The 22,546-nt window shown below is 57.7% G+C and carries 15 protein-coding genes, 1 pseudogene and 1 riboswitch; of the genes and pseudogenes, 9 read left to right on the top strand and 7 right to left on the bottom strand.

All coding sequences use genetic code 11. From position 1 onward, the window contains the following. The first annotated feature begins 127 nt into the window (after positions 1-127). The 3 genes from OZX74_RS05310 to OZX74_RS05300 all read left to right on the top strand — a co-directional run bounded on the left by OZX74_RS05310 (position 128) and on the right by OZX74_RS05300 (position 3,522). Positions 128-1,186: a glycosyltransferase family 2 protein gene (locus OZX74_RS05310; protein WP_277155948.1), complete on the top strand. Its 1,059-nt coding sequence runs from the start codon at positions 128-130 to the stop codon at positions 1,184-1,186. A gap of 120 nt (positions 1,187-1,306) precedes the next feature. After that, positions 1,307-2,074 (top strand): polyphosphate--glucose phosphotransferase, encoded by a 768-nt coding sequence (gene ppgK, locus OZX74_RS05305; RefSeq protein ID WP_277155947.1) that lies wholly within the window; start codon positions 1,307-1,309, stop codon positions 2,072-2,074. 185 nt (positions 2,075-2,259) lie between these two features. Then, positions 2,260-3,522: a pyridoxal phosphate-dependent aminotransferase gene (locus OZX74_RS05300; RefSeq protein WP_277155946.1), complete on the top strand. Its 1,263-nt coding sequence runs from the start codon at positions 2,260-2,262 to the stop codon at positions 3,520-3,522. Positions 3,523-3,609: 87 nt separating this feature from the next. Here OZX74_RS05300 and OZX74_RS05295 read toward each other — a convergent pair whose 3' ends face one another. Further along, positions 3,610-3,750 carry a hypothetical protein gene (locus OZX74_RS05295; RefSeq protein WP_277155945.1) on the bottom strand — a complete coding sequence of 47 codons (141 nt, stop codon included), beginning with the start codon at positions 3,748-3,750 and terminating at the stop codon, positions 3,610-3,612. Positions 3,751-3,875: 125 nt separating this feature from the next. Beyond that, on the bottom strand, positions 3,876-5,996 hold the full coding sequence (locus OZX74_RS05290; RefSeq protein ID WP_277155944.1) for a hypothetical protein: 2,121 nt from the start codon (positions 5,994-5,996) through the stop codon (positions 3,876-3,878). A 50-nt stretch (positions 5,997-6,046) separates the two neighbouring features. Here OZX74_RS05290 and OZX74_RS05285 point away from each other — a divergent pair, with 50 nt between their 5' ends. The 5 genes and pseudogenes from OZX74_RS05285 (at position 6,047) to OZX74_RS05265 (ending at position 14,845) form a co-directional block, all read left to right on the top strand. Then, on the top strand, positions 6,047-6,568 hold the full coding sequence (locus OZX74_RS05285) for a hypothetical protein (protein WP_277155943.1): 522 nt from the start codon (positions 6,047-6,049) through the stop codon (positions 6,566-6,568). 58 nt (positions 6,569-6,626) lie between these two features. After that, positions 6,627-9,754 (top strand): annotated as a pseudogene (locus OZX74_RS05280) (tetratricopeptide repeat protein); the annotation flags it as partial. A 195-nt stretch (positions 9,755-9,949) separates the two neighbouring features. After that, positions 9,950-12,766, top strand: a complete 2,817-nt coding sequence (gene ligA, locus OZX74_RS05275) for an NAD-dependent DNA ligase LigA (protein WP_277155942.1) — start codon at positions 9,950-9,952, stop codon at positions 12,764-12,766. Between the two features lie 230 nt (positions 12,767-12,996). Continuing rightward, positions 12,997-14,130: an Mrp/NBP35 family ATP-binding protein gene (locus OZX74_RS05270; RefSeq protein WP_277155941.1), complete on the top strand. Its 1,134-nt coding sequence runs from the start codon at positions 12,997-12,999 to the stop codon at positions 14,128-14,130. Positions 14,131-14,164: 34 nt separating this feature from the next. Beyond that, positions 14,165-14,845, top strand: a complete 681-nt coding sequence (locus OZX74_RS05265; RefSeq protein WP_277155940.1) for a GrpB family protein — start codon at positions 14,165-14,167, stop codon at positions 14,843-14,845. 52 nt (positions 14,846-14,897) lie between these two features. On the opposite strand, the gene OZX74_RS05260 is transcribed toward OZX74_RS05265, so the two are convergent. The 5 genes from OZX74_RS05260 to OZX74_RS05240 all read right to left on the bottom strand — a co-directional run bounded on the left by OZX74_RS05260 (position 14,898) and on the right by OZX74_RS05240 (position 20,696). Further along, on the bottom strand, positions 14,898-15,776 hold the full coding sequence (locus tag OZX74_RS05260) for a hypothetical protein (RefSeq protein ID WP_277155939.1): 879 nt from the start codon (positions 15,774-15,776) through the stop codon (positions 14,898-14,900). A 212-nt stretch (positions 15,777-15,988) separates the two neighbouring features. Then, a complete protein-coding gene (glnA, locus tag OZX74_RS05255) occupies positions 15,989-17,425 on the bottom strand; it encodes a type I glutamate--ammonia ligase (RefSeq protein WP_277155938.1) in 1,437 nt (478 codons plus the stop codon). A gap of 176 nt (positions 17,426-17,601) precedes the next feature. Further along, complete coding sequence (locus OZX74_RS05250) at positions 17,602-18,396, bottom strand: DUF4191 domain-containing protein (RefSeq protein ID WP_277155937.1); 795 nt, start codon at positions 18,394-18,396, stop codon at positions 17,602-17,604. A gap of 120 nt (positions 18,397-18,516) precedes the next feature. Further along, positions 18,517-19,971, bottom strand: a complete 1,455-nt coding sequence (gene lpdA / locus OZX74_RS05245) for a dihydrolipoyl dehydrogenase (RefSeq protein WP_277155936.1) — start codon at positions 19,969-19,971, stop codon at positions 18,517-18,519. A gap of 104 nt (positions 19,972-20,075) precedes the next feature. Next, entirely contained in the window at positions 20,076-20,696 is a 621-nt protein-coding gene (locus tag OZX74_RS05240; RefSeq protein WP_277155935.1) for a DUF3043 domain-containing protein, read from the bottom strand. Positions 20,697-20,836: 140 nt separating this feature from the next. Between OZX74_RS05240 and OZX74_RS05235 the strand changes: the two genes are divergently transcribed. Continuing rightward, entirely contained in the window at positions 20,837-22,204 is a 1,368-nt protein-coding gene (locus OZX74_RS05235) for a dipeptidase (RefSeq protein ID WP_277155934.1), read from the top strand. Positions 22,205-22,389: 185 nt separating this feature from the next. After that, positions 22,390-22,501: riboswitch (TPP riboswitch) on the top strand. Positions 22,502-22,546: the final 45 nt, after the last annotated feature.

The raw sequence follows: 22,546 nt of genomic DNA, 5'->3' as shown, positions 1-22,546 counted from the left end.
ATGCCCAAAAGTCAAACGGTTTGGCACATATTGATGAATTTTCGAATGCGCCGTCCGACGTGCGACGATACCCGGCGTTCTTTCCGGGCTGTTTGCCGCCATCGTGTGCGAGTGCAAGAATAAGGGTATGACTGAAAACAACAACACTGTGAATACCGATGGCGCCGAAGGCAAGAAAGACGTCTCTGCAACGGCATCGCCGATCGAGAAACTGGCCATCGTCGTGGTGACCTACAAAAGGCAGCAGCTTCTGGCAAGGCTGTTCGATTCCATCAAGGCGCTTCGCGCCCCTGCGTGGCGTGTGATTGTGGTCGACAACGAACACAGTGACGACACCAAAGCGATGGTGCAACAGTTTTCCGACGCGATCGATGCGCAGTGGGGCAAGACCGGGCCTGATGAAAGCGGCAACACCCAACGTGTGGTCTATGCGCCGCAGAAAGGCAATATCGGGGGGTCCGGCGGCTTTTCCAACGGTGTGAAAAAGGCTTACGAGCTGGGAGCCGAATGGTTCTGGGTGATGGACGACGACGTGGCGGTGCTCCCCAACGCCATCGGCCAGCTTGCCAAATGGACGCCGCGGCACGACGTGATTCAGGGTTCGCGTCTGGATTACGACGGCGGCGATTTCTATTGGCAGTACGATTTCATCGTCCCGCTCGGCATCCCCAATCCCATCGCGCCCGCGGCATTCGGTCCTTCCGGCTATCGCACGATGGACACGATGTGCTTCGAAGGCGGGCTCTTCCGCCGCAATATCGTCGAACAGATCGGTCTGCCTGACCCACGCTTCTTCATCTACTGGGACGATACGATCTACGGCTATCTGGCCAGCAAGGTGACCGATCCGATCGTCATCGACGACAAGATCATCCAGCGTACGCGCGATATCGGCAACTGGGACATCGCCGGTTTGCGGCAGCTCAACTCGACCTCCGACATGAACCGGTATCACATCATGCGCAACCGTGGATACATGGCACGCTATTTCATGGCCCACGGCGACTACCGTCCGGCGCTCTTCGGATTGGGCACGTTGCTGACTGCTATCAAGGAGGTCATTCGCCTCGTGGCCGTCGACCGAGAGCACATCAAGACCGGTCTCAAGGCCATTGTCAAGGGCTGGGTCGATTCGCGCAGCCTTTTGCACGACCCGAACTGGCAGCCGATGCCGCCGCTCAAATAACGGTGTGAGGGAGGCTGCGCGCCTCGATCCCAGATGCAAGAGCCGGGGCGCTGATATTGGCCATCGAGTGCGGTACAATGTCAACGATTATTTTTCCGCAAATACCAAGAGGGGTTAGCGATGATTGAGACAGCACAGGCCTTTGGCATTGATATCGGGGGTTCGGGCATCAAGGCGGCACCTGTGGATCTGGAAAAGGGCGAGTTCGCTCTGCCGCGTCTGAAGATCCTTACCCCCGAGGTTTCCACGCCGGATGCTGTCGCCGCCGTCGTGCGTCAGCAACTGGAGCATTTCGAAGTGCCTGCAGGCGCTCCGGTCGGTATCGCGTTCCCTGCGCCGATCAAGCCCGGCAAGCCGCTTGACTTCATTGCCAATCTCGACAAGTCATGGATCGGTCTCGACGTCACCGAAGTGTTCTCCAGGGCCTGCGGGCGCCCGGTCACCGTGGTCAACGACGCCGACGCGGCAGGGCTCGCCGAGCAGCAGTACGGTGCGGCCAAGGGCCAAGAGGGATTGGTCATCGCCACCACTCTCGGAACCGGCATAGGAACCGCGCTCATCTATAACGGTGTGCTGCTGCCGAACACCGAGCTCGGCCATATCCAGCTTGAAAAAGGCAAGGGGGACGCCGAAAAATACGCGGCATCCTCGGTGCGCGACAAGAAGAGCCTAGGTTACAAGAAGTGGGCCAAGCGCCTGACCAAGTATTACGGCTTGCTTGAGAAATACTTCAGTCCCGACCTCTTCGTGGTCGGCGGCGGCGTGAGCCGTAGGGCCGAAAAGTTCCTGCCGTATATCGATATCAAGACCCCGATCGTGCAGGCCAAGCTGCGCAATGAGGCAGGCATCGTGGGCGCTGCATATTACGCGACGACCAAGCTGGTCTGATTGTTGATTTTTCGGTTCCGTTCGGTTGTCTGCCGGACGGAACTTTTGTTTTGCCGGACAAGTTACAATAGAATCGTCGTTGATGGCCACGATTTGACCTTTCGATTAGTAGCAGGCGAAACAGTCGATCGACGATGGTTGTGAATATTGCGGTATTGAATATTTCTGGATGTGAATGGAAGATCATGCGTTTTTCGTCAAGGGTCGGCTCGACCAAGCTCAATCCTATCGCCCAGGCCGAAGCCGAGGCAAGAAACCGAGGGATCGCGCTCGGTAGTGTCAACGATTCCAACCCGACGAAACACGGTCTCGCACCGAGTCAGGTGCCCGGAATATACACGGCCGAGCCGCGCGGGCCGCTGACGGCGCGTCGCCAGTTGGCCGAATTCCTGACACAGCGAAACCGCGGAGAGACGAATAGACTTCAGGTCCCGACCATTGTCGGCGAAGACAGTGACCTCTCGACTGTGTCTTCAGCTGCGCAACGAGACACCTTTGAAACCGTCGATCCCGATCGGCTCTACCTGTTGAGCTCCACATCCGAAGCCTATACATGGCTGTTCAAGCTGATGTGCGATCCGGGGGATATCGTCTTGGGCCCCAAGCCCGGCTATCCGTTGATCGAATCCATCGGCGGTCTGGAGAACGTGGATACGCTCGAATACCAGCTGCAGTTCGACGGGTCGTGGTTCATCGACGTGGCATGGCTGCGTGAACTACTGGAAAGCCCGAAAGGACGGAAAGTTCAAGCCATCGTTCTGATCAACCCCAACAATCCGACCGGTTCCTATGTCAAGGGGGCCGAACGCGAGGCGCTGGTCCGGCTTTGCCGTGAGCACGATGTCGCCATCATCGCCGACGAGGTATTCTACGACTATGCTTTGCAACCGTTTGCAGGCAACCGCAGGTTGGCGGGAGAGCCGGGAGCGTTGACGTTCGCCCTTGACGGATTCTCCAAGCTCTTGGCCGCCCCGCACGCCAAGGTCGGCTGGATTCAGGTCAGCGGGCCCGAGGATTTGGTGGCTGAGGCGCAACGCAGGCTCGACATCATCGCCGACGATTATCTGCCGTTCAGCGACATCATCGCCGCGCGTATGCCGGAACTGCTCGCTGCGGTGCCCGGGCAGTTGCATCGTGTGCAGGAACGCACACAGGCCAATCTTGTGCGTCTGCATGCCATGCTGGAAGCCGATGAGGCAGGTTTGGTCTCGGTGCTGCGCGCCGAAGGCGGTTGGAACGTGCTGCTGCGTTTCCCCTCGGTCATCGACGAAAATACGCTCGTGCTGCGCCTGATCCGTGATTTCAACCTGACCGGCCAGCCCGGCTATTACTTCGATATGACCGAAAACGGCTATCTGGCGGTCTCGCTGCTGCCCGAACCGGATGTTTTCGAGCGCAATATCAGGGCGGTCCTGGCAGCGGTTTCGCTCGAACTGGAGTGCGTTTGAGATTTTGGGCGACAATGCTTTTTAAGTGACAGCTTCTTTAAAAAACAAGACTTTTAAACGGCAATGTTTCTTACGAGTGCCGTTTTCCTAAACGACAAACCAGGCGGCAATCATTTGGAACAATGCCGGATTGGTGCGGGTCAGCGCATCTTCACGACCCGGGACAAAAATGTTCAGGAACGCCACGGCTATACTCAGCAAGACGAGCAGCAGCATGAAAAGACGCACGGCGACGCATCTCCAGTCAAGTCGAGGCTGCAGGGCACGGGATGCGCTTCGATGGTGAAGCCTCAGTCTTTCAAACTGATTAGACGGGTTCCGTTGTGATAATGATGCCGACTCCTTACAATCGCTCAGGGGGAAGACCCATCCAGAGGCGTGGTATTCCGGCAGGATCGGGCATCGCCGAGAATCGCGCTGGCCACCACGAGAGCCGCCAGCGTCACCAGCCAGCCGAAATCAATCATATAGCGCCAGCCGATGCCGCCTTTGCCAATATCGATCAGTAGGAGCAGCAAGGCCAGCGGCAGGGCTGCAAGGACGATTCGCAGTAGACCGGAACGGCGGATACGTCGTCTTATGCCTGGCACAAGAAGTAAGGCGACGAGCAAGAGCGCGGGGCACAGCACGAACAGTCCTCCCACCAACGGCTCCGCGTAGCTCCAGGAAGCCAGCGGTGTGGGATTGATGGCAAGGAACGGGAATTCGCGGGAGAAGCGTAATGGCAGGAACAGGTAGTAGCCGAGCGTCGGCAACAGGTTGGTCAGAGAGTTGCGGTAATGGGTCATGTCGGCGACGGTGATCTGGTAGCGTTCGCCGAAATCGATTGGTGAGCCGAAACGAACGGCGTTATAGATGCACAACGGAAGTACGACAGCCAGTGCGGGCAACAAAACAGCAGTCAGCGCGCCAATCACGGCCTTGCGTTTGCCGGGCTTTTCCTTGGACGAGCACTTGGCGAAAATCGCACGAATTTGAGGCCAGAATATCGGGAACGCAAGCAATGCGACCAAAACGAAAGTCGGCCGGCATCCGAGATTTGCTGCCAAACATAGCGAACCGGCGGCAAGATGGGGCCAAGAGAGTGACGGGGCGGTGCCGATGGCAATGATATGCCGCCGGGGTGGCTCATCCTGATATCCTGCCGAACCCATCCAGAACCATAGACCCATCGCGCTCAAGAAGAGTGAGGCCGCAAACGGAACCGAATAGAAATTCATACGGAATGCCAGATAGCCGGCCTGTGAGCCCAAAAGGAACATCGTGATGGCCATGGAAACCGTGGCCAGCGACGTTTTGGGATTTATCAATTTCAGCAGACGGATGACCAACAGGGAGCCGAAGAGCACGAAGGCGGACAGCAACACCACCACGGCTGCACCCGCCGGGAGCATCAATCCGCCCGGCACGAACAGCGAGGTCACCAGACGGTACGGGACGAATATCAACAGTGCTGGCAGCACGCCGAAATACGAATACCAATGGCCCCGATAGAAGGAATAATCCCAGTAAATCGGTGTGACGCCTTGGTCCAGCAACATTTCGCGGGTTTGCGGATCGTATGGGTTCGTAGCGGTTTTGAGAGCGTTCGGAACCGGCAGGTCTATCGATACCCGGCCGTGAAGCAGGGAGTCTGCCATATGGCCATATTGGTTGAAATCATAGGTATAATTGCCCGGTTTTCGGAATGCGGACGAGCCGGACGTCCAGATCGATTGTGCGATCAGGAGCACGGCGAACGCTGAAATGACGAGCATGAACCCGACAAAGGCAAGTCTTTGACGAATGCTCGAAGTGTCCAGACGGATACGCCAAAGTGCCGAAGAAGGCATCCACAATGCGAGCAGTGCGACGAGGGCAACCATCGCCGCCACGCGTCCCCAACTGGCATGGAACGGGACCCGGACGTTTGCATGGACTGCTGTGATATCAACGCGGGTTCCCGCAGGTTCGTCAACCCAGACCTTGATGTCGGTCGTCCGCGGTGCCGAATTGAAATAAGGAAGACGCAGATAGCGGGAATTGGATATGCCGGTTGAAACCGAACGAACAGGGGAGGCGTGTCCAGCGGCGTCCAACCGGATATGGAAGGACGTCAACGGGGATTTTGATTTGCCTTTCGGTGCGCCTTCCGTGTTTTGGCTGGTATCGACAAATCCCCAAACCTGCGAAGGCGAGGTGAAGCGGAAGGTCGATTCGGCCGAATCGAGACGGACATAGGGTGAGCTTCCATCGGCCTTCGTACTCAGAAACGCCGTGGTCGGGTCGGTGACCAGAAGCGTGCCGTCTTTCTGGCGGGTCAGACCCGGGCCGAGCGTGTTGAGCGCGGAAACCGAATCGCGGCTGGCGCCCAGCGTGCTCCAGAACTGCAGGTTGAACGCGAAGCATTCGAGCAGAAGTATGATCGCTGCCGCCAGAAGCGCGAATATGGCGGTCTTGTGGCGGTGTGCGTTGCTGACAGATGAAGTACTCACATGTTTATTCTATAAGCTTTATGTCTGGCTGAATTGAAACAATTACCTATATGTCCAATTTCGCACAGCATTTGCATGATTTCGCCTCTTCTTCGGGTTTCAGCAGGTTTGTAGAACGAGCCGGGGGCATCGCGCATCGTGTGAATACCATGGTCGGCAGCGGTGTTTCCAAACATGATGTCAATGATGCAGTTCCGGCTTTATCAGCGCGATCAGAGGGCAAAAACGAGACAAGTACCATGATGCAGGAGCTTCTCAATCGTTCCATCAAACTGGGGCCGATGATCAAACGCCGGATCTTTGAGGATTTTCCGAACGTGCCTGATGGCCTCTCTTTGGGATGGGCGCAACTGCCGCAGCTCGATGGACGTTTTTTCGCTCTCGGAGTGTTTCTCGCTCCGAATGAATTCTGCCAGGTCGCTTTGGTCGATGGCAAGGGGCGCGTGTTTCTGGGGGAGACCCGCAAATGGACACGCACGACGTCGATGCCGCACTGGTGTTCGGCAAGGAAGGTGATTTTTCGCTTTCGAATGATGCCAGGATGCGGGGAGGAAGGGCCGGCAAATCCGTGATTCCTTTCGAAACTGTTCAAAACGGCGGTTTTGAGTCGGGATTTTTGGAAGAAGCAAAGATCAGGGCATCGACGTAGTGCAAGGAGGCATCGTCGGACGTGACGTGTTCGGTCAGATGACCTGGCTCGCTTCTTGGCTCAAGCGTGGCAACCGCTATACCTTGGAACAGATGCGTTACCGTCTGCCGGAGAAGCTGCGGCTAAATCTGGAATACCGGGATGCCATGGCCATTGCTTTCTTCGCCACCTATATGCTCCCACAAATCGGAGGGCAGCTTATCGGTTTCGGCGCCGGCAACATCTTTCGCAGGCTCAACCGTGAAGCGCCGCTCGGCGCGATTCGACGCAGTGTGCGTGACAGCCTGAAAGCCAGGACGCATGGCCTGCGCGTTTCCGGGCTCGAGGATTATTTTGCCGATCTGATGCGCGAATCCGGCGCGTTGAAGCCCTCGGCGGGACTCGAGGCCGTCCACGGGGCCGAACCGTTGCATCTATATACCTCAAGCTATTCCGGTGCCTATTTCTTTACCTGGGATGATTCTTTGAATCTGGCCCCGGCCCTTGAAGCCTTGAACATCGAGGGCAATCTCAACCGTTTCGCCTCCGTCAGCGTCTGGCTGGAACATAACGCTCACACCGGTGCGCTGCCTATCGAGGACACGGTCACGCGAGCCCAGGCAGCCCAGATCGATCATGCGTTGCTTGAAAATCCCGCTTTGATGGCGCTGAAGCCCCTGCCGAAGCAGGGTATCGACCTGGGGGAGTCGAGTTCCGTTTCCCTCTCTCGGATGATCGAGATGGCAGGCCGGAGTGCGGACCGCATCGCCGCAAATGCCACACAAGGAGCCGATGCCGCTAAGAAGGTTTCCTCAACCGATACCCCTAGCGCGGCCCCGCGCGGCGAATGGGTCTATCGCCAGGCCCTTTCCACCTTGCTGCGCGAGATACGGGTTCCGTATCGTTTCGATACCGAATTCCGTTCCAATCTGGAACTCGGCAATGTGGCCGTCTCCTTCACCACCGCTGGACGCACCATGATGCCGGCCAGCAGATATGACACGCAACGGCATACCTGGGTGGCGTTGAGTGACGACGAACGCATGGTGATGAGTCAACGTTACAACCTGCGTGTCGGCCTGATGATCGCCGCGCTCTGCTTCGGTGTCGATGACAGCGTCCAGAACGTCTCCATCCGTATCGATTCCATGGGCTTGGAAGAGGCGGTCGAACAGCAGGATTCGGCGATTTCCAAGCTGATGGCCCAGGCTCTCGGTGCATTCGAACGTATGCCAAGCGGGGAGGCGAGGCCGGGCGGCTCCAAGGCCGACCCCAAGGACGGCGACATCCACGGCGACCCTTCCCAGGCCAGTGCCGTGGCGGCAGGTCACGATCCCATGCCCTTTGCCTCCCCGTCGGTGCAAAACCCCGAGGAGGGGAGACGGGCTATTCCATAGAAACTCAAAACGACAGCGATCCTCAGGAACATGCCGATTTGAATGCCGAGAGCCAGGAAACGGACTTGACCGACGCGGCACAGACCCCGCAGGTACCGGAATTACACCAAAATCCTACAGAAAACGATGCGTCGAACGGTGCGACTGATGGCACGAACGACAATGGCGCTGACATGCCGGATGAAAATCCTGGCGAGACTCAGGGCCTCGCCGATGCCCAGGATTCCCAGGTCGGTTCTGACGGCGATGATTCTCAATCCAGTGAGGAACAGATTGACGCACAATTCGCGGATCTGATGAAAGGCGTGGACCTCGACAGCATCGCCATATCTGTGCCGCAAGGCGACCAGCAGACGGACATTGACAAGAACGCTGAAAACGGAGATGGTAACGATCCGCTAGCCGTGTTGCGCAGTGGGCCTACCGCGCACAATATGGCGAGTGTAACCTTTACGCGCGAGAAATTCATGCGTGCCATCGCCTCTGACGGGCTGGATCATCCTATCGAAACCTACCGTAAGTTTGGTGCCTCGCTCGATATTGTTGGCGCCATGCCCCGCAATGCCAATCCCCAATTCACTTTGCGCGACAAGCGTTTCTCCCCCTTGGGAAGCCAGGAGGAGCCGGAACTCGCCGATGTGGAAATCAACGGGAACGTCAGCCGTGTGCTTGGCACGGACAACATCACCGGGCTTTCCATCCAACGCGCCGATCTGCTGCAGCGCGCCGTGAGTGATTTCCACAGGATCGCCGAAGAGAGCTCCTTGCCCAGCGTCGGCAAGGCGCAGCGAGCCATGTCGATCGTGGAAGCCAACGGGGATCCGGAACTGGCGAAGCTTGCGCCAAGCGTGAGCAGCGCCTTGATCGACGGGGTCGACACACCGGATCTTGATTTCAGTGTGGCCAGGGAGCTTGATGCAGAACGTGTGAAGGCACGCGACCTGCTGTTTTCCGGGCAGGTCGACCAGGCGATCTCAAGGCTTGAAGAGGCCGTCGACAAGGTGGATGCGCTCTATGCGTCGACCGGGGCCCCACGATACTTCAACTCCTATGCCGAACGCGTGGTCTATAACCGTCTTTTCGCCACCAGCGACGAGAACACCGTGCTGATTCCCGACAACCTTTTCTACGCGCACATGGAGTTGGCCGACATTCTGGCCCAATTGCAAGGCGCGAAAGCCGCATTGCCGCACTTGAACGCGATGGTCTCCTACGCTCCTGCCTATCCGCTTTCGCATATGAGGCTTGCGGTCCAGTTGGCGCGTGAAGAGGATTGGAACTCCGCCCGGGCGGCATGCCTCAACGCCTTGCGCGTCTCGCTTGACCGCGACGACGCGGCGTACGCCTATTACCGTCTGGCCTACGCACAATGGATGCTCGGCGATTTCGACGTGGCGGCAGCCAGCTACATCATGGCGGAGCACATCTCGCCGGGAAAGATCGCCTCGCTCGACGGCGAACTTCAGGAACTGCTGGCACGCGCGCAGTCACAATGCATTCTGGTGCCTGTCTCGTTCGAGGCCGCGCAACAGGTGCTTGCCTCCCATGATCTGCCGGTGTGGCCGCATACCGAGGTTGGCGACATCGTTCGTCAGGCGGCCCGCGTCTGCGTCGACAAGGCGCTGTTCGTGCCGGCCCGTACTCTCTCTGTGGCGGCTGCGAGAATGGACGATAGCGCCGATGACGGTATGGATATGGCCCAGGCACAGTTCCTGCGTTCGCTGAATGCTTAAGTAATTGGGTGGAATCGGCTTTCCGTGGCGATTTTTCGCGTTCCGATATCGTCAAGGAGCATGTGTCGGGTTGTTTGGCGGCGCATACTTCAAGCTTTACGGTTCTTTCCCGACATGACCGTACAATCAAAAAAGAATGTCGTGCGGTTAATATTGTAATACTTTTGTATGCCGCCTGCGGATTGGATAGGTGACATGGTCAGGTCGACGAAATCCCGAACAGGACAAGGCAAGGCAAAGGCGACGTCGCAGGGTGACCAGCTCGCCTGGGATTTCGGAAGCGACAATGCTCCAGTCGGCGAGAACAAAGGCGTGGCGCAATATGCCCCGGGCTCTCTGCCGTGGATAGCGGCATTGCAGCATACCGATGCCGACGCCACCAGACTTGAGAAACTTGACGTCTCCAAACTCACCAGCGAGGCAGCGGCACGGCTCTGGGCGCGGGTGGCCGCCTGGGTGGAAAGCGACCAGATCGCCTATTACATCGATTCCGATCCCGTTTCCTCCGATGCCGCCTACGACATTTTCCTGCGTTGCCTGCAGGCGCTTGAGGCCGATTTCCCTGCCTTGGACAACCCTCAATCGCCGACCCACCGCGTTGGCGGCACGTTCTCAAACGAATTCCCCGACGTCACCCTTCCCTCGAAGATGCTCAGCCTGGACGATGTGTTTTCCATCGCCGAACTCAGGCAATGGTATGACGGGGTGCTCAAAGCGCTTGAATGGCCGGAAGGAAAGCCGCTGCCGATGACCTGCGAGGTCAAGATCGACGGGCTGGCGCTCGACCTGCTCTATCACGACGGCGTTCTGGAACAGGGGCTGACACGCGGTGACGGCACCACCGGCGAAGACATCACCACCAACGTGCGCACCATCGCCTCGATTCCCCAGAACCTCAAAGGCGCTCATGAGGATATTCCTCAATTCGTCGAGATCCGCGGCGAGGTGTTCATGCGCTGGGACGATTTCCATGAACTCAACAAGGTCAACGACAACGAAGGCAAGGCGCCGTTTGCGAACCCGCGTAACGCAGCCGCAGGCTCTTTGCGTCAGAAAGACCCGCGGATCACCGCAAGCCGTCACCTGAGCTTCTATGCGCATGGTCTGGGGCTTTTGCAATGGGCGCCCGGCAGTGCCAATGAAGGCCATGATGCGGTCGACGATCAGTCGGAGGCCTATGACCTTTACCGGAAATGGGGGATTCCTGTTTCGCCGCACAACCGTGAGGTCACGAGTTTCGACCAGATTCTCGACATGATCGACTATTACGGCGAGCATCGCGGCGACATCGAACATGCACTCGACGGCATCGTGGTGAAAGTCGACGATCTGGCGTTACAGCGCAGGCTCGGCGCCACCTCGCGCGCCCCGCGCTGGGCCATCGCCTACAAATACCCGCCCGAGGAAGTCAACACGAAACTGCTCGACATCGTCGTGCAGGTGGGACGGACCGGACGGGTCACGCCGGTGGCCGTGCTGCAGCCGGTCTACGTGGCCGGGTCCACGGTTGCCGCCGCGACGTTGCACAACCCAACGGAGGTCAAGCACAAGAACGTGATGATCGGCGACACCGTCGTCGTGCGCAAGGCCGGTGACGTCATTCCCGAAATCGTCGGGCCTGTACTGGAACGTCGCAAAGGCCGCGAAAACGAGCTGCACGAGTTTGTCATGCCGCAATACTGTCCGTCCTGCGGCGCGAAGCTGGCGCCCGCCAAAGAGGGCGACAAGGACATCCGTTGCCCCAATGTCGAATCCTGCCCGGCACAGTTCACCCAGAGGGTCATGAACCTGGCCAGCCGCAAGGCGCTGGACATCGAACACCTGGGGGAGCAGAGCGCCATCGCCCTGACGAATCCGGAGGAGAACCGTCCCGATTCCGTTGCGACCTACGCGCCTGATCTGCGCGATATCGAAGTCAGCCCCGGTGAGGAGCCCGAGCCTTATGAGCCCGTTGCCGGGCTGCGATTGCCTGACAGACAGAAACCGGTGCTGACCAGTGAGGCCGATGTGTTCAGCCTCGACGCCAACGACCTGAAGGACGTCGAGGTCTGGCGCGAATCGGCCATTATCGAGGTCAGCGAGCAGATCGACGAACAAGGGCGCAAGCACAAACGGCGCAAGAACCGCGGCGGTTCGGGCCTGTGGCATCGCGTCCCTGCATTCTGGACGGCTCCGATCGAAGCCAAGAAGGAGAAGGGTTCGGGTTCAGGAGCCGCTGCCAACAGCCAGTCGCTGATTGATGGCGGCGAAGATGCTTCTGCACAGACACAGAACCGAGCATCGGCACAGAAACCGCAAGATAGTTACCCGGGATATAATGTTCCAACCGATGCTGTGGTGATCAGTACTCATCGCCGCAAGACCCGCGACGGCATGAGTGAAGTACCTGTCTATGTGCGTCCTGGTGAAAATACCAAGAAGATGCTTGAAGAGATCGACAAGGCCAAACAAGCCGACCTTTGGCGGGTGCTGGTGGCGCTTTCCATCCGTCGCCTCGGGCCGCCGACGGCACGTCTCATCGCCAACCGTTTCGGTTCGCTGGACGCCATTGCCGGCGCGAGTGTCGAAGACTTGGTCGCCATCAACGGTATTGGTCAGGAAATCGCCGAATCGGTGGTTTCCTGGTTCTCCAACGCCAGCAAACCGGGCGATTGGCGCGGCAAGATTCTCAAGGCCTGGAAAGCGGCCGGTGTCGGTCAAAGCGTTGAAGAGAATACGCTGGCGCAGACGCTTGCCGGCAAGACCGTCGTAGTCACCGGTTCGCTGGAGGGCTTCAGCCGCGAATCGGCCAAGGAAGCCATCGTGGAACGCGGCGGCAAAGCGGCAGGATCGGTCAGTAAGAAAACGGATTATGTCGTTGTCGGCGCGAATGCGGGTTCCAAGGCCACCAAAGCTGAAGAATTGGGCATACCAATGCTTGACGAGGCTCAGTTCAAGACCTTGCTTGAAACCGGGAGCCCGCAGACAAGAGCTGAGTCCGAGAAAGCCCGAATCACAAGTCTGCGCAGTTGAAGTTGAGTGTATAGTCCTAAGCGACCTTTTGAAGTGCGTTGATTCTTCGATATGTGTCATGTGAATGGCACAGAAAGGCTATCGATTATCGAAGGCTGCTTATAGGTGGAGTTTGGCCTGTCGCAGACAGTTTTGTCAGAGAACATGCGTTCCTACTTTGTGATACAAAAAGTACTGGCGAGCCGTCTGGGGAAACGATACAGTGGGAAGCGAGCGAAAAGGAAGGTGCAATGACGGATAACGGCACGATTGAACATCGGATTGAACAACAGGTTTATGAACGTCTGAGCCACGTTATCGACCCTGAACTCGGTCGTTCCGTCACCGATTTGGGCATGATTCCAGCTGTCAAAGCGGTCAAAAGTGCCGATGGCAATAATGACGAAAATCGCTATGAACTCACCGTGCACGTCGAGCTTACCGTTCCCGGTTGCCCCCTTTCCAAAACCATCAGCGAACGTATCACGCAGGCGGTGCTTACGTATCCTGATGCGAAGCTGACGCCGAATATTGAAATTGGTGCGATGAGCCGTGACAAGCTCGAAAAACTGGTGGGCGAGCTCAAGGCCGAGCGCCGGCAGAACCCCTTCAACAAGCCTGGCACGAAAACTCGTATCTTTGCCATTGCTTCGGGAAAAGGAGGGGTCGGCAAGTCTTCGGTCACGGCGAACCTTGCGGCCACGTTCTCAGCGCTTGGCTACGATACTGCAGCCATCGACGCCGATATCTACGGGTTCTCACTGCCGTCGCTTTTCGGCGTGCACACGCGCCCCACGGACCTGAACGGTATGCTGATGCCCGTAGTTGCCTGGGGCGTCAAGATGATCTCCATCGGCATGTTCGCCGGAGCCGACCGTGCGATTCTTTGGCGCGGGCCCCGGCTGCAACGTTCTCTCGAACAGTTCCTCGCCGATGTGTGGTGGGGAAGTCCTGACGTGTTGCTGCTTGACCTCGCCCCAGGCACCGGAGACATGGCAATTTCCGTGGCGCAGGCATTGCCGAACGCCGAGCTGGTCGTTGTCACCACCCCGCAACCAAGTGCCTCCGACGTGGCGGTGCGTTCGGGGCTGGTCGCCTTGCAGGTGCCGATGAAAGTGCGTGGCGTGGTGGAGAACATGAGTTATTTCGACCACAAAGGCGAACGTCTACGCATCTTCGGCGAAGGAGGAGGCCAGCGCGTATCCGACCAGCTGACCGAGGCGCTTGGCTACGATGTACCGCTGCTGACCAAACTTCCCCTGCAACCGGAAATCCGAGAAATCGATGATTCAGGTCGTCCAGCTGTTCTCAATCCTGACGGTTCCCTGGCATCGACCCAGGTCGCCGATGCGTTCAAGGATTTGGCAACGCAGTTAATGAGATAGAGTCTTCTCGAGGCCAGATACAAGGAAAAGTGTTATGGAAACCAAACAACAGAATGGGCAGTGGAATTCGGCTGCGTTCCGAGAGGCTATAGTAACGTTTGATGATGCCCCTGCCCCTGAAGGCCAATCGCCCTTTGTCGATGGTGTGGAACATCGTCGTGACATCGCCGTCGTACCTTATGATTCATCATGGCCTGCCCTCTTCGAACAGTTGCGCGGGAACATCGTTGAAGCTCTTGGTTTTCGCGCGTTGGCGATTGAACATATCGGTTCCACCTCGGTGCCGGGTCTGGACGCCAAGCCGTTGATCGACATCGATCTCACTCTTGCTGGTTCCGAGGATGAAGGCATGTACGTTCCCGCACTCGAGAAGGCCGGATTCCGGCTGGTCATCCGAGAACCATGGTGGTATGGGCATCGTATGTTTCGCGGTGACGCTCCAGCGTGTAACCTGCATGTGTGGTCGCTGGGATCGCCTGAGGCCACGAGGCATCTCATATTCCGTAACTGGCTTCGGCGGAATGCGGACGACCGAAACCAGTACCTTGCCGTGAAACGCGAGGCTGCGAACCATACCACCGATGTGGGAGGCTTGGTGTCGGATTATAACCGGCGCAAGCAGGAAACCATTCGAGAGATTTATGCACGGGCCTTTATCGCCGCCGGACTTGCCAAGTCGGAATCAGTGACGGTATCCGGGGATGCAAGTGCGTGAACTGACACGGCAACTTGGCACAACATGACTGTCATCTTTGCATTTTGGCGGGTTACCGATCGGGGATTTCGAAATCAAGTGTGCCATAAAGAGTGGGAAGATCAGGATCGATTGGCATGATTTGCGTAGGTAGCGAGACGGAATATGATTTCTTGCCGTCTTTCGCGCCGATTTGCTGCCATTTGCCGTTGGTGGAGCCTGACTGTAGAGGGTTCTTCCATGTGAACAGAATGGTGTTGTTTTTGCGGACATTCATGGCGTAATCGATGGGAATGGAGCCATTGAGCTGCATTTGAATTTTCCAGGTGCCTTCGATTCCTCTTCGAGGAATGGTAATCGAAGCGGAGGTATGCTGTGCCATCCCAGTCAATCTGCCGTCGAGTGCAGTAAGATTCTGGACATTATAGATGATTTGTGTCGCATCAGACTTCTCTAACACCAATTTCCCTGTGGCCATCGGCTTGTTGAGGATGTCCAGTTGCGTGTTGCCGTTCGGTTTCACTTTGACCGTTATGGCTTTGATTGAAGCACCGCGTGCCTTGATGTTCATTGACCACGTGCCAGTCGGTGCCCCAGTTGTGCCGTCGAGCTTGGCACGACCGGCGATGGGTTTTAGAATCAGGAAGGCCACGAGCAACACAACGAGTGCCACAACCGCTGCAATGATGGTTATGATGAGGCGTCGGCTGGTTTTCTTCGTATCCGTGCCGGTGGGTTCGCAACGTTTGTCTGATTGGGATTGGCCTGACTCCGTCTGTTCGATAATGGCTTGTCCGATGTCATCCGATTGGGGTGAACCATCGTGGGGATGATTTTGCAAGTCGTTGTCGAGGGGATTTGCCTGAGACGGGAGTGGAATGGGCGTCGCCTGTTTCGGTGTTTTGGGTTGTTTGGCCCCACAGTTTTGACAGAGCTCTTTGTCTTTGGACAATGGCTTCCCGCAATTGGTGCAGAATCTCAAGATCGGCCCTTCTTCTAAGCTGGAGCAGCATTATTTGACAATAATTATCAGATTATAAATACCATGGACTAATCTAGCAAACCTTGCATACCAGGAATGGAATTTGTCCATAATAAAAGGTTTCAACATCAGAATGGTGATGTTGAAACCTTTTATTATTAGACCTTAGGACTTGAAGAATCTCAGCAGTTGAAGTAGAGCTCGTATTCGAGAGGGGTCGGGGCCAGACGCTGCTGGTCGATCTCATCGCGCTTCAGCTTGATCCAGGTCTCGAGAAGGTCGGTGGTGAAGACATCGCCGGCGGTCAGGAAGTCGTTGTCTTCCTCGAGGGCGTCCATGGCCTCGCCAAGGGAGGCGGGGACGTGCTTCATGTTGTCCAGCTCCTCTGGCGGCAGCTCATAGATGTCCTTGTCGACCGGAGCCGGAGGCTCGATGTGGTTCAGGACACCGTCCATGCCGGCCATCAGCTGGGCCGAGAAGGCGAGGAACGGGTTGCAGGAAGGATCGGGAACGCGGAACTCGATGCGCTTGGCTGCGGGTGCGGTGCCGGCGAACGGAATACGAATGGCGGCCGAACGGTTGCGTGCCGAATAGACGAGGTTCGTCGGGGCCTCGTAACCGGGCACCAGACGCTTGTACGAGTTGAGCGACGGGTTGGTGAAAGCCAGCACCGAGGAGGCGTGCTTGATCAGGCCTCCGATGTACCAGCGTGCGATGTCGGAGAGGCCGCCGTAACCGTTCTCGTCGTAGAAGAGCGGCTTGCCGTTCTTCCACAGCGACTGGTGGCAGTGCATGCCGGTGCCGTTGTCGCCGGCGATGGGCTTGGGCATGAAGGTCACGGCCTTGCCGGCTTCGAACGCGGTCTCATGCACGACATACTTGTACTTCTGCAGGTCATCGCCCGCGTGCTGCAGGGTGTTGAAGCGGTAGTTGATCTCCTGCTGGCCGGCACCGCCGACTTCGTGGTGGCTGCGCTCGAGGATGAGACCGACCTTCTGCAGGTTGGCGACCATGTCATCGCGCAGGTCCTGGTTGTGGTCCTGCGGGGCGGGCGGGAAGTAGCCGCCCTTGACGCGGTTCTTGAAGCCGATGTTCGCCGAGCCGTCGGCCTCGACCTCAGCACCGGTGTTCCATGGCGCCTCCACGGAATCGACTTCGTAGAAGGAACGCTGCATCGTGTTCTCGTAACGGACGGAATCGAACAGGAAGAATTCGGCTTCGGGAGCGAAGCAGGCGGTGTCGGCCACGCCGGTCGACTTGATGTAGGCCTCGGCCTTGGCAGCCACCTGACGCGGATCGCGCGAATAGGGTTCCATGGTGATCGGGTCGACCACGGAATGCGCTACTACAAGCGTCTTGTGCTTGCGGAAGGGGTCGATGAAGGCGGTGGAGACATCCGGAACCAGTTTCATGTCCGAGTTTTCAATGGCCTGGAAACCGCGGATGGACGATCCGTCGAACGGCTCGCCGTCCGTGAACGCGTCTTTCAGAAATTCGCTGGCAGGTACGGTGAAATGCTGTTGGCCGCCCAACAGGTCGGTAAAGCGCACTGAGATGTATTCCACACCTTCCGTGTTGATGAGGGCTTCGAGGTCTTCCTTCGTTTCGAGTGCAGTCAATGGACCGTTCCTTTCGTTGTACTAACAATGTATAAGTGTAGGGTAATGAGTTTCGTCACGTCGCGTCTTGAGTTACGAATATGTTTCGGACGGCGATTTTCAATTCAGATTCGTTTGAATTTCAAGGAAATGCGGGATAAAAAAACCTCTCGCGATTTGGTCACGAGAGGATGGAATCACCGGCCGCGCATGGCTCGGCGGCTGATGTGCTGCGGACGTGTGGGATCGATGCCCTTGGGAATGCCGAGACCGCGCTTCTCCTGGAGGGTGCGCAGACGGCTGTTGAGCGTATCGAGCTCATCCTTGGTCAGCACGAAGCAACGGCGTGGATGGATCTTGTTCATCAAGGCGAACTTGTGCTCGACAGGCTCGTAGCTTTTGCATTTGAGCACGGTCTTGCGCAGATCCTTGAGACGTACCTGTCCTTCTCCGGTGCCGACGGAAATGACGAAGACCGGAATGTTGCTTCCGGCGGTCACGCCTTTGATGGACTGCTTCTGACGCTCCAGCGGTCGTTTCGTGCGGCTTTCGCTTCCTTCGGCCAACAGATAGATGCCGTTGTATCCGGTCCCTCGCCAAATCGCCTCTTTGGTCTTCGGATCGATCCAGACCGGGGTCTGGGGGAAGTTGTAACCGGCCTTGTTGATATTGCCGAGCACGCTGACCGCAGCACCAGGCTGGCCTTCAAGCTTGGCATAGCCGACTTTGTCTGCACGATTGGTCAGCGTCATGGTGAACAGCAGCACGCCTACCATCACCAGCAGGATGACCATGAAAATCCAGGTGAGCCAGCTCCAGCGCATCAACAGGCCGACGATGACGCCGACAACCACCGGCAGCAGGAACGCAACGGCAAGCAGCCAGGGAAGCGCCTTGTCTTCCGCGTGCGTGTATTTATAGATCTGGCGAATCTGATTGATGACTTTCAGGCCCTGTTTCTTGTCTTTTTTCGCCTTTTTCTTTTTGGCCATCGACTTCCTCACTTGCGTTATCGGGCACGGACAAACTAAACCCTGATTTTAGGGAGTGGTTGCGACGCAACACATGCGGTTGCGTCGCCTGTGCGGAAATCCGTTGCGAACTTGCAGGATTTATCTGGTGTGCAACGGCCGTCCGTCCGCTTTGAGCAGAGCCTCTCCGAATGCCTCGCTGAAGGTGGGATGCGGGTGGATGAGGCGCGCGGCATCGCTGAGTGCCACGCGATTGCCGACAAGCTGTTCGGCTTCGGCTATCAGGTCTCCCGCATCCGGGGCGAGCATGTGGACTCCGAGAACGACCGGCGTATCGGGTTTGTCACCATAAGCCCCTGAGACGATGGACATCGAACCCGCCTCGCCGCTCATCAGCATCCTGGCATTGCCCATCATCGGGTAGGCGGTCTCTTGGGGCTCGAGGATGTCGGTGGCCGCTTTGGCCTGTTCGAGCGTCAATCCCACGCTGGCGAATTCCGGGGTCGAGAACACGACTTCGGGAACCGTGGTGTCGTCGACCGGTTTGGGGTCGCGGCCTGCGATGGATTCGGCGATGACGATGCCTTGTTCGAAGGCGCGGTAGGCGAGGGCCGGTCCTGGTGTAATGTCTCCCAGCGCCCAGAGGCCGGGTTGGCCGGTACGTCCGAAATCGTCGGTTTTCACCAGACCATGTTCATCCAGTTCGATGCCGGAGCTCGTAAACCAATCAGCGTCGGTATTGGGATCGCGTCCGATGGCCGCCAATACAACGTCGGCCTGGATCTGATGCTCGGTTGCGTCTTTGTCCTTGTCGCTGGAGTAGCGCACCGTTGCACCTGCCGAGTTCGCAGAGTCATCGATATCGGTCAGATGGCTGTGAGTGATGATATGCACCCCGTTTTTGGCCAGTGCACGAGTCAGTGCCATCGACGTGCGGCGGTGCATGTGGGAGAGCACGCGTTCGTGACGAATGAGCAGGGTCACGTCGACGCCTGCCGCGTTCCACATCGATGCGAATTCCACAGCCACGGCACCGGCGCCGACAATGACCGCGGATTTCGGCAACGTTGGCAGATCGAGCGCCTGGGTGGAATCGATCAGGGGGCCTTCGAACCGATGGCCCGGCAATGGACGAGGTCTCGAGCCTGTGGCTACGACGATGTTGTCGGCCGTGATCTCGTCGAAAGCGCCGCCTTCGATTTGCATTTGGTCGATTTGTACTCTGACATGATGATTCTCAACGATCGAAGCTTCACCTTTGATGACCGTCACTTTTCTTGCGGCAAGCAACGAGGCCAGGCCATCGGTCATCGCCTTCACCGCATGGTTTTTGAAGTCTGCCAGTTTCGCAACATCGATGTTTTGAATGCTCGCGTCGATGCCCATGCGCTTGGCGTCCCTGACGTTGTGTATCGCCCGTGTTGCAGTGATGAGGGCTTTGGAAGGGATGCATCCGCGGTTGAGGCAGGTGCCGCCGAGCCGGTCTTCCCGATTGATCAGGGCGACGGAAAGTCCGAGCTCGCCGGCTCGCAATGCCGTGGCATACCCGCCAGGACCGCCGCCGATGATGGCAACGTCAACATGTGTATTCTGCATTTTGCCCCCAATATCTATGCCCTATAGGTAAGAAAATACCTTTGCCTCCATATCTTATGAATGGGTGCAAAGGTATCTTGTATGAAAGCCGGCGAATCGAAGGTTTACTTCGGCCAGTTGCCGCGTTTCTTCGACGTCGGTTTGGGAATACGCCAACGACGCAGCTGAAGCGCACGTCCCCACGCATAGGAAGCCATGCGCGTGCCCTTGGCCACAGATTTCTCGCCGAATTTCTCGATGAGCTTCTTTTTGAGCTTGTGCCACATAATAACGACGTCGATGACCGAAGCGATCAGATACACATACATCAATACCATCATGATGCCGTACAGCGCCTGTGAGATGAAGCCGACCACCATGGTGAGAATCATGATGACGAAAAACGCAGGGATGAAGTATTCCGCGAGATTGAAACGGGCATCGACGTAATCGCGCACGTAGATATGTGCCGGGTCACGTTCGAGACGCGGCATATGCGCCACATCGCCGGTGCGCATCGCATCGTACTGTTCGTCTTCTTTTTTCCGGATACGCTCTTTGGCGGCCTTGCGGTCGGCTTTGCGGTTCTTGGGAACAAGCGGATGGAGGTTGCGTTGTTCGGCGACTTTGCGCTTGGGCGTGGGATGCCCCTTGCTTTCCTGCGCGTCAGATTCCTGTAATGTGGAATCGACGGATTTTTGCGCCGTTTCCTTGTCTTTGTCCTTGCTGAAAGGATTCCATGTCATTCTCTTGAGATTACGGGCAAGCCTCGACTCGCGAATCGAGGCAAAGGGCGGGGAATAGAGGAATATTCAACGGTTTTCTCGCGTTTTCCCGGGGCTGTGTGATGATCGAGATAACGGACAAATCTGACAAGGAGCATCACATGGCTGTACTGGACAAGGAAGAACTGCGCTCTCGGGTTGATGACGATTTCGAGCGTGTCGTCGATCTGCTGAGCAGGAAGGTCGCGCTGAAATCCGTTTCGGCGCAGGGCATCACCGGCGAGCACATGCGTCGTTCGGCGCAATTCGTGGCCGACGAGCTCAGGGAACGTGGGGTGGACGCCGAAGTGGTGCAGTCAAAGAACCCTGACGGCACTCCGGGAGCGTTCGAGGTGGTCGGTTCCAAGATCGTCGATCCCGAAGCGCCTACAGTGCTGCTCTACGCGCATCACGACGTCCAGCCGGTCCCGGACGCCTCGGCCTGGGATACCGACCCGTTCAAGGCGACCGAAATCGACGGACGTCTTTATGGACGTGGCGCGACCGACGACGGCGGCGGCATCGCCATCCATTCCGGTGCGTTGCACGCATTGGGCGACGATCTGAAGGTCAATGTCAAGGTCTTCATCGAAGGGGAGGAGGAGATGGGCTCGGCGAGTTTCATCCCCTTCATCGAGTCCCACCGCGACGCGTTCGATTCGGATGTCATCATCGTGGCCGACTCCGGCAATTGGAGCGCCGAAATCCCGAGTCTCACCACGAGCCTTCGAGGCAACACCGATCTGGATGTCACCGTGCGTGCCCTGGAGCATCCGGTGCATTCCGGACAGTTCGGCGGCCCGGTCCTTGATACGAATACCTTGTCGGCCATGCTCATTGCCTCGATGTATGCCGAGGACGGATCGCTGAACATTCCCGGACTCACTGGCGGCGACCCCGTTGGAGGACTCCAGCGCGACCTCGACGAGGCCGGCTTCCGAGCCGATTCCTCGGTGGTCTCCTCCTATCGCCTCGCCGGCTCCGGTTCGTTGGCCTCGAGACTGTGGACCAAGCCCAGCATCTCGGTCATCGGATTCGATGCGCACCCGGTCGAGGGCTCGTTCAACGTCATCGCCAACGAGACCCGTTTCCGTCTTTCCATCCGCACTGCGCCAAACCAGCGTCCCGAGGATGCGGCCAAGGCCGTCACCGACTTCCTGACCGGACATGCCCCGTTCGGTGCCGAGGTTACGGTTTCCACGCTTGATACCGGTATGGGCTGGAGCATGGATCCCCACGCCGAGGCCACCCAGGATGCGCTGGAATCGATGCGCGAGGCGTTCGGCGTCGAGCCGATCAACAAGGGCGAAGGCGGCTCGATTCCGTTCATCCCCGAACTGCAGCGCATCTTCCCCGACGCCCAGGTCCTGGTCACCGGCCCCGAAGACCCCAAAGGCAACGCCCACAGCCCCAACGAATCCATCGACCTGACGAGCCTTAAAAACAACGTCCTCACCGAGGCCCTGATTCTGGACAAACTCGCGAAGTAATTATTCGCTGGTGAGCCACCTCCCGCAACCCCTGTCAGTCAGATTCCTTGTACAGAGTGTGGGGCGGGGATATGCGATGTTCGGGCGTAAGACACGGCCGAGCGGCCAAGGAGCGTCCCGAACATTGTATATCCCCGCCCCACACGGCATTAGGTTGGAGATTGACAGGGGATGGCTCTAGGATGGCGAATTGACACGGGGGCTGGCCATTCGAGGCCGGCTGAGATGAGGATTTCCTCGACCGAATGAACGTGAGTCCGGACAATGCCGGCGCACGGACGTCTCTCTTTCCCGTGCCTTGGTATGCGCGCCGATAAACGGTGTGCACCACAGAAAGGCACA

Origin of the sequence: Bifidobacterium sp. ESL0798, assembly GCF_029395415.1 — a bacterium.
Classification (GTDB): domain Bacteria; phylum Actinomycetota; class Actinomycetes; order Actinomycetales; family Bifidobacteriaceae; genus Bifidobacterium.
The sequence above is the reverse complement of the archived record's forward strand: the minus strand, read 5'-3'. Positions and strand labels throughout refer to the sequence as shown.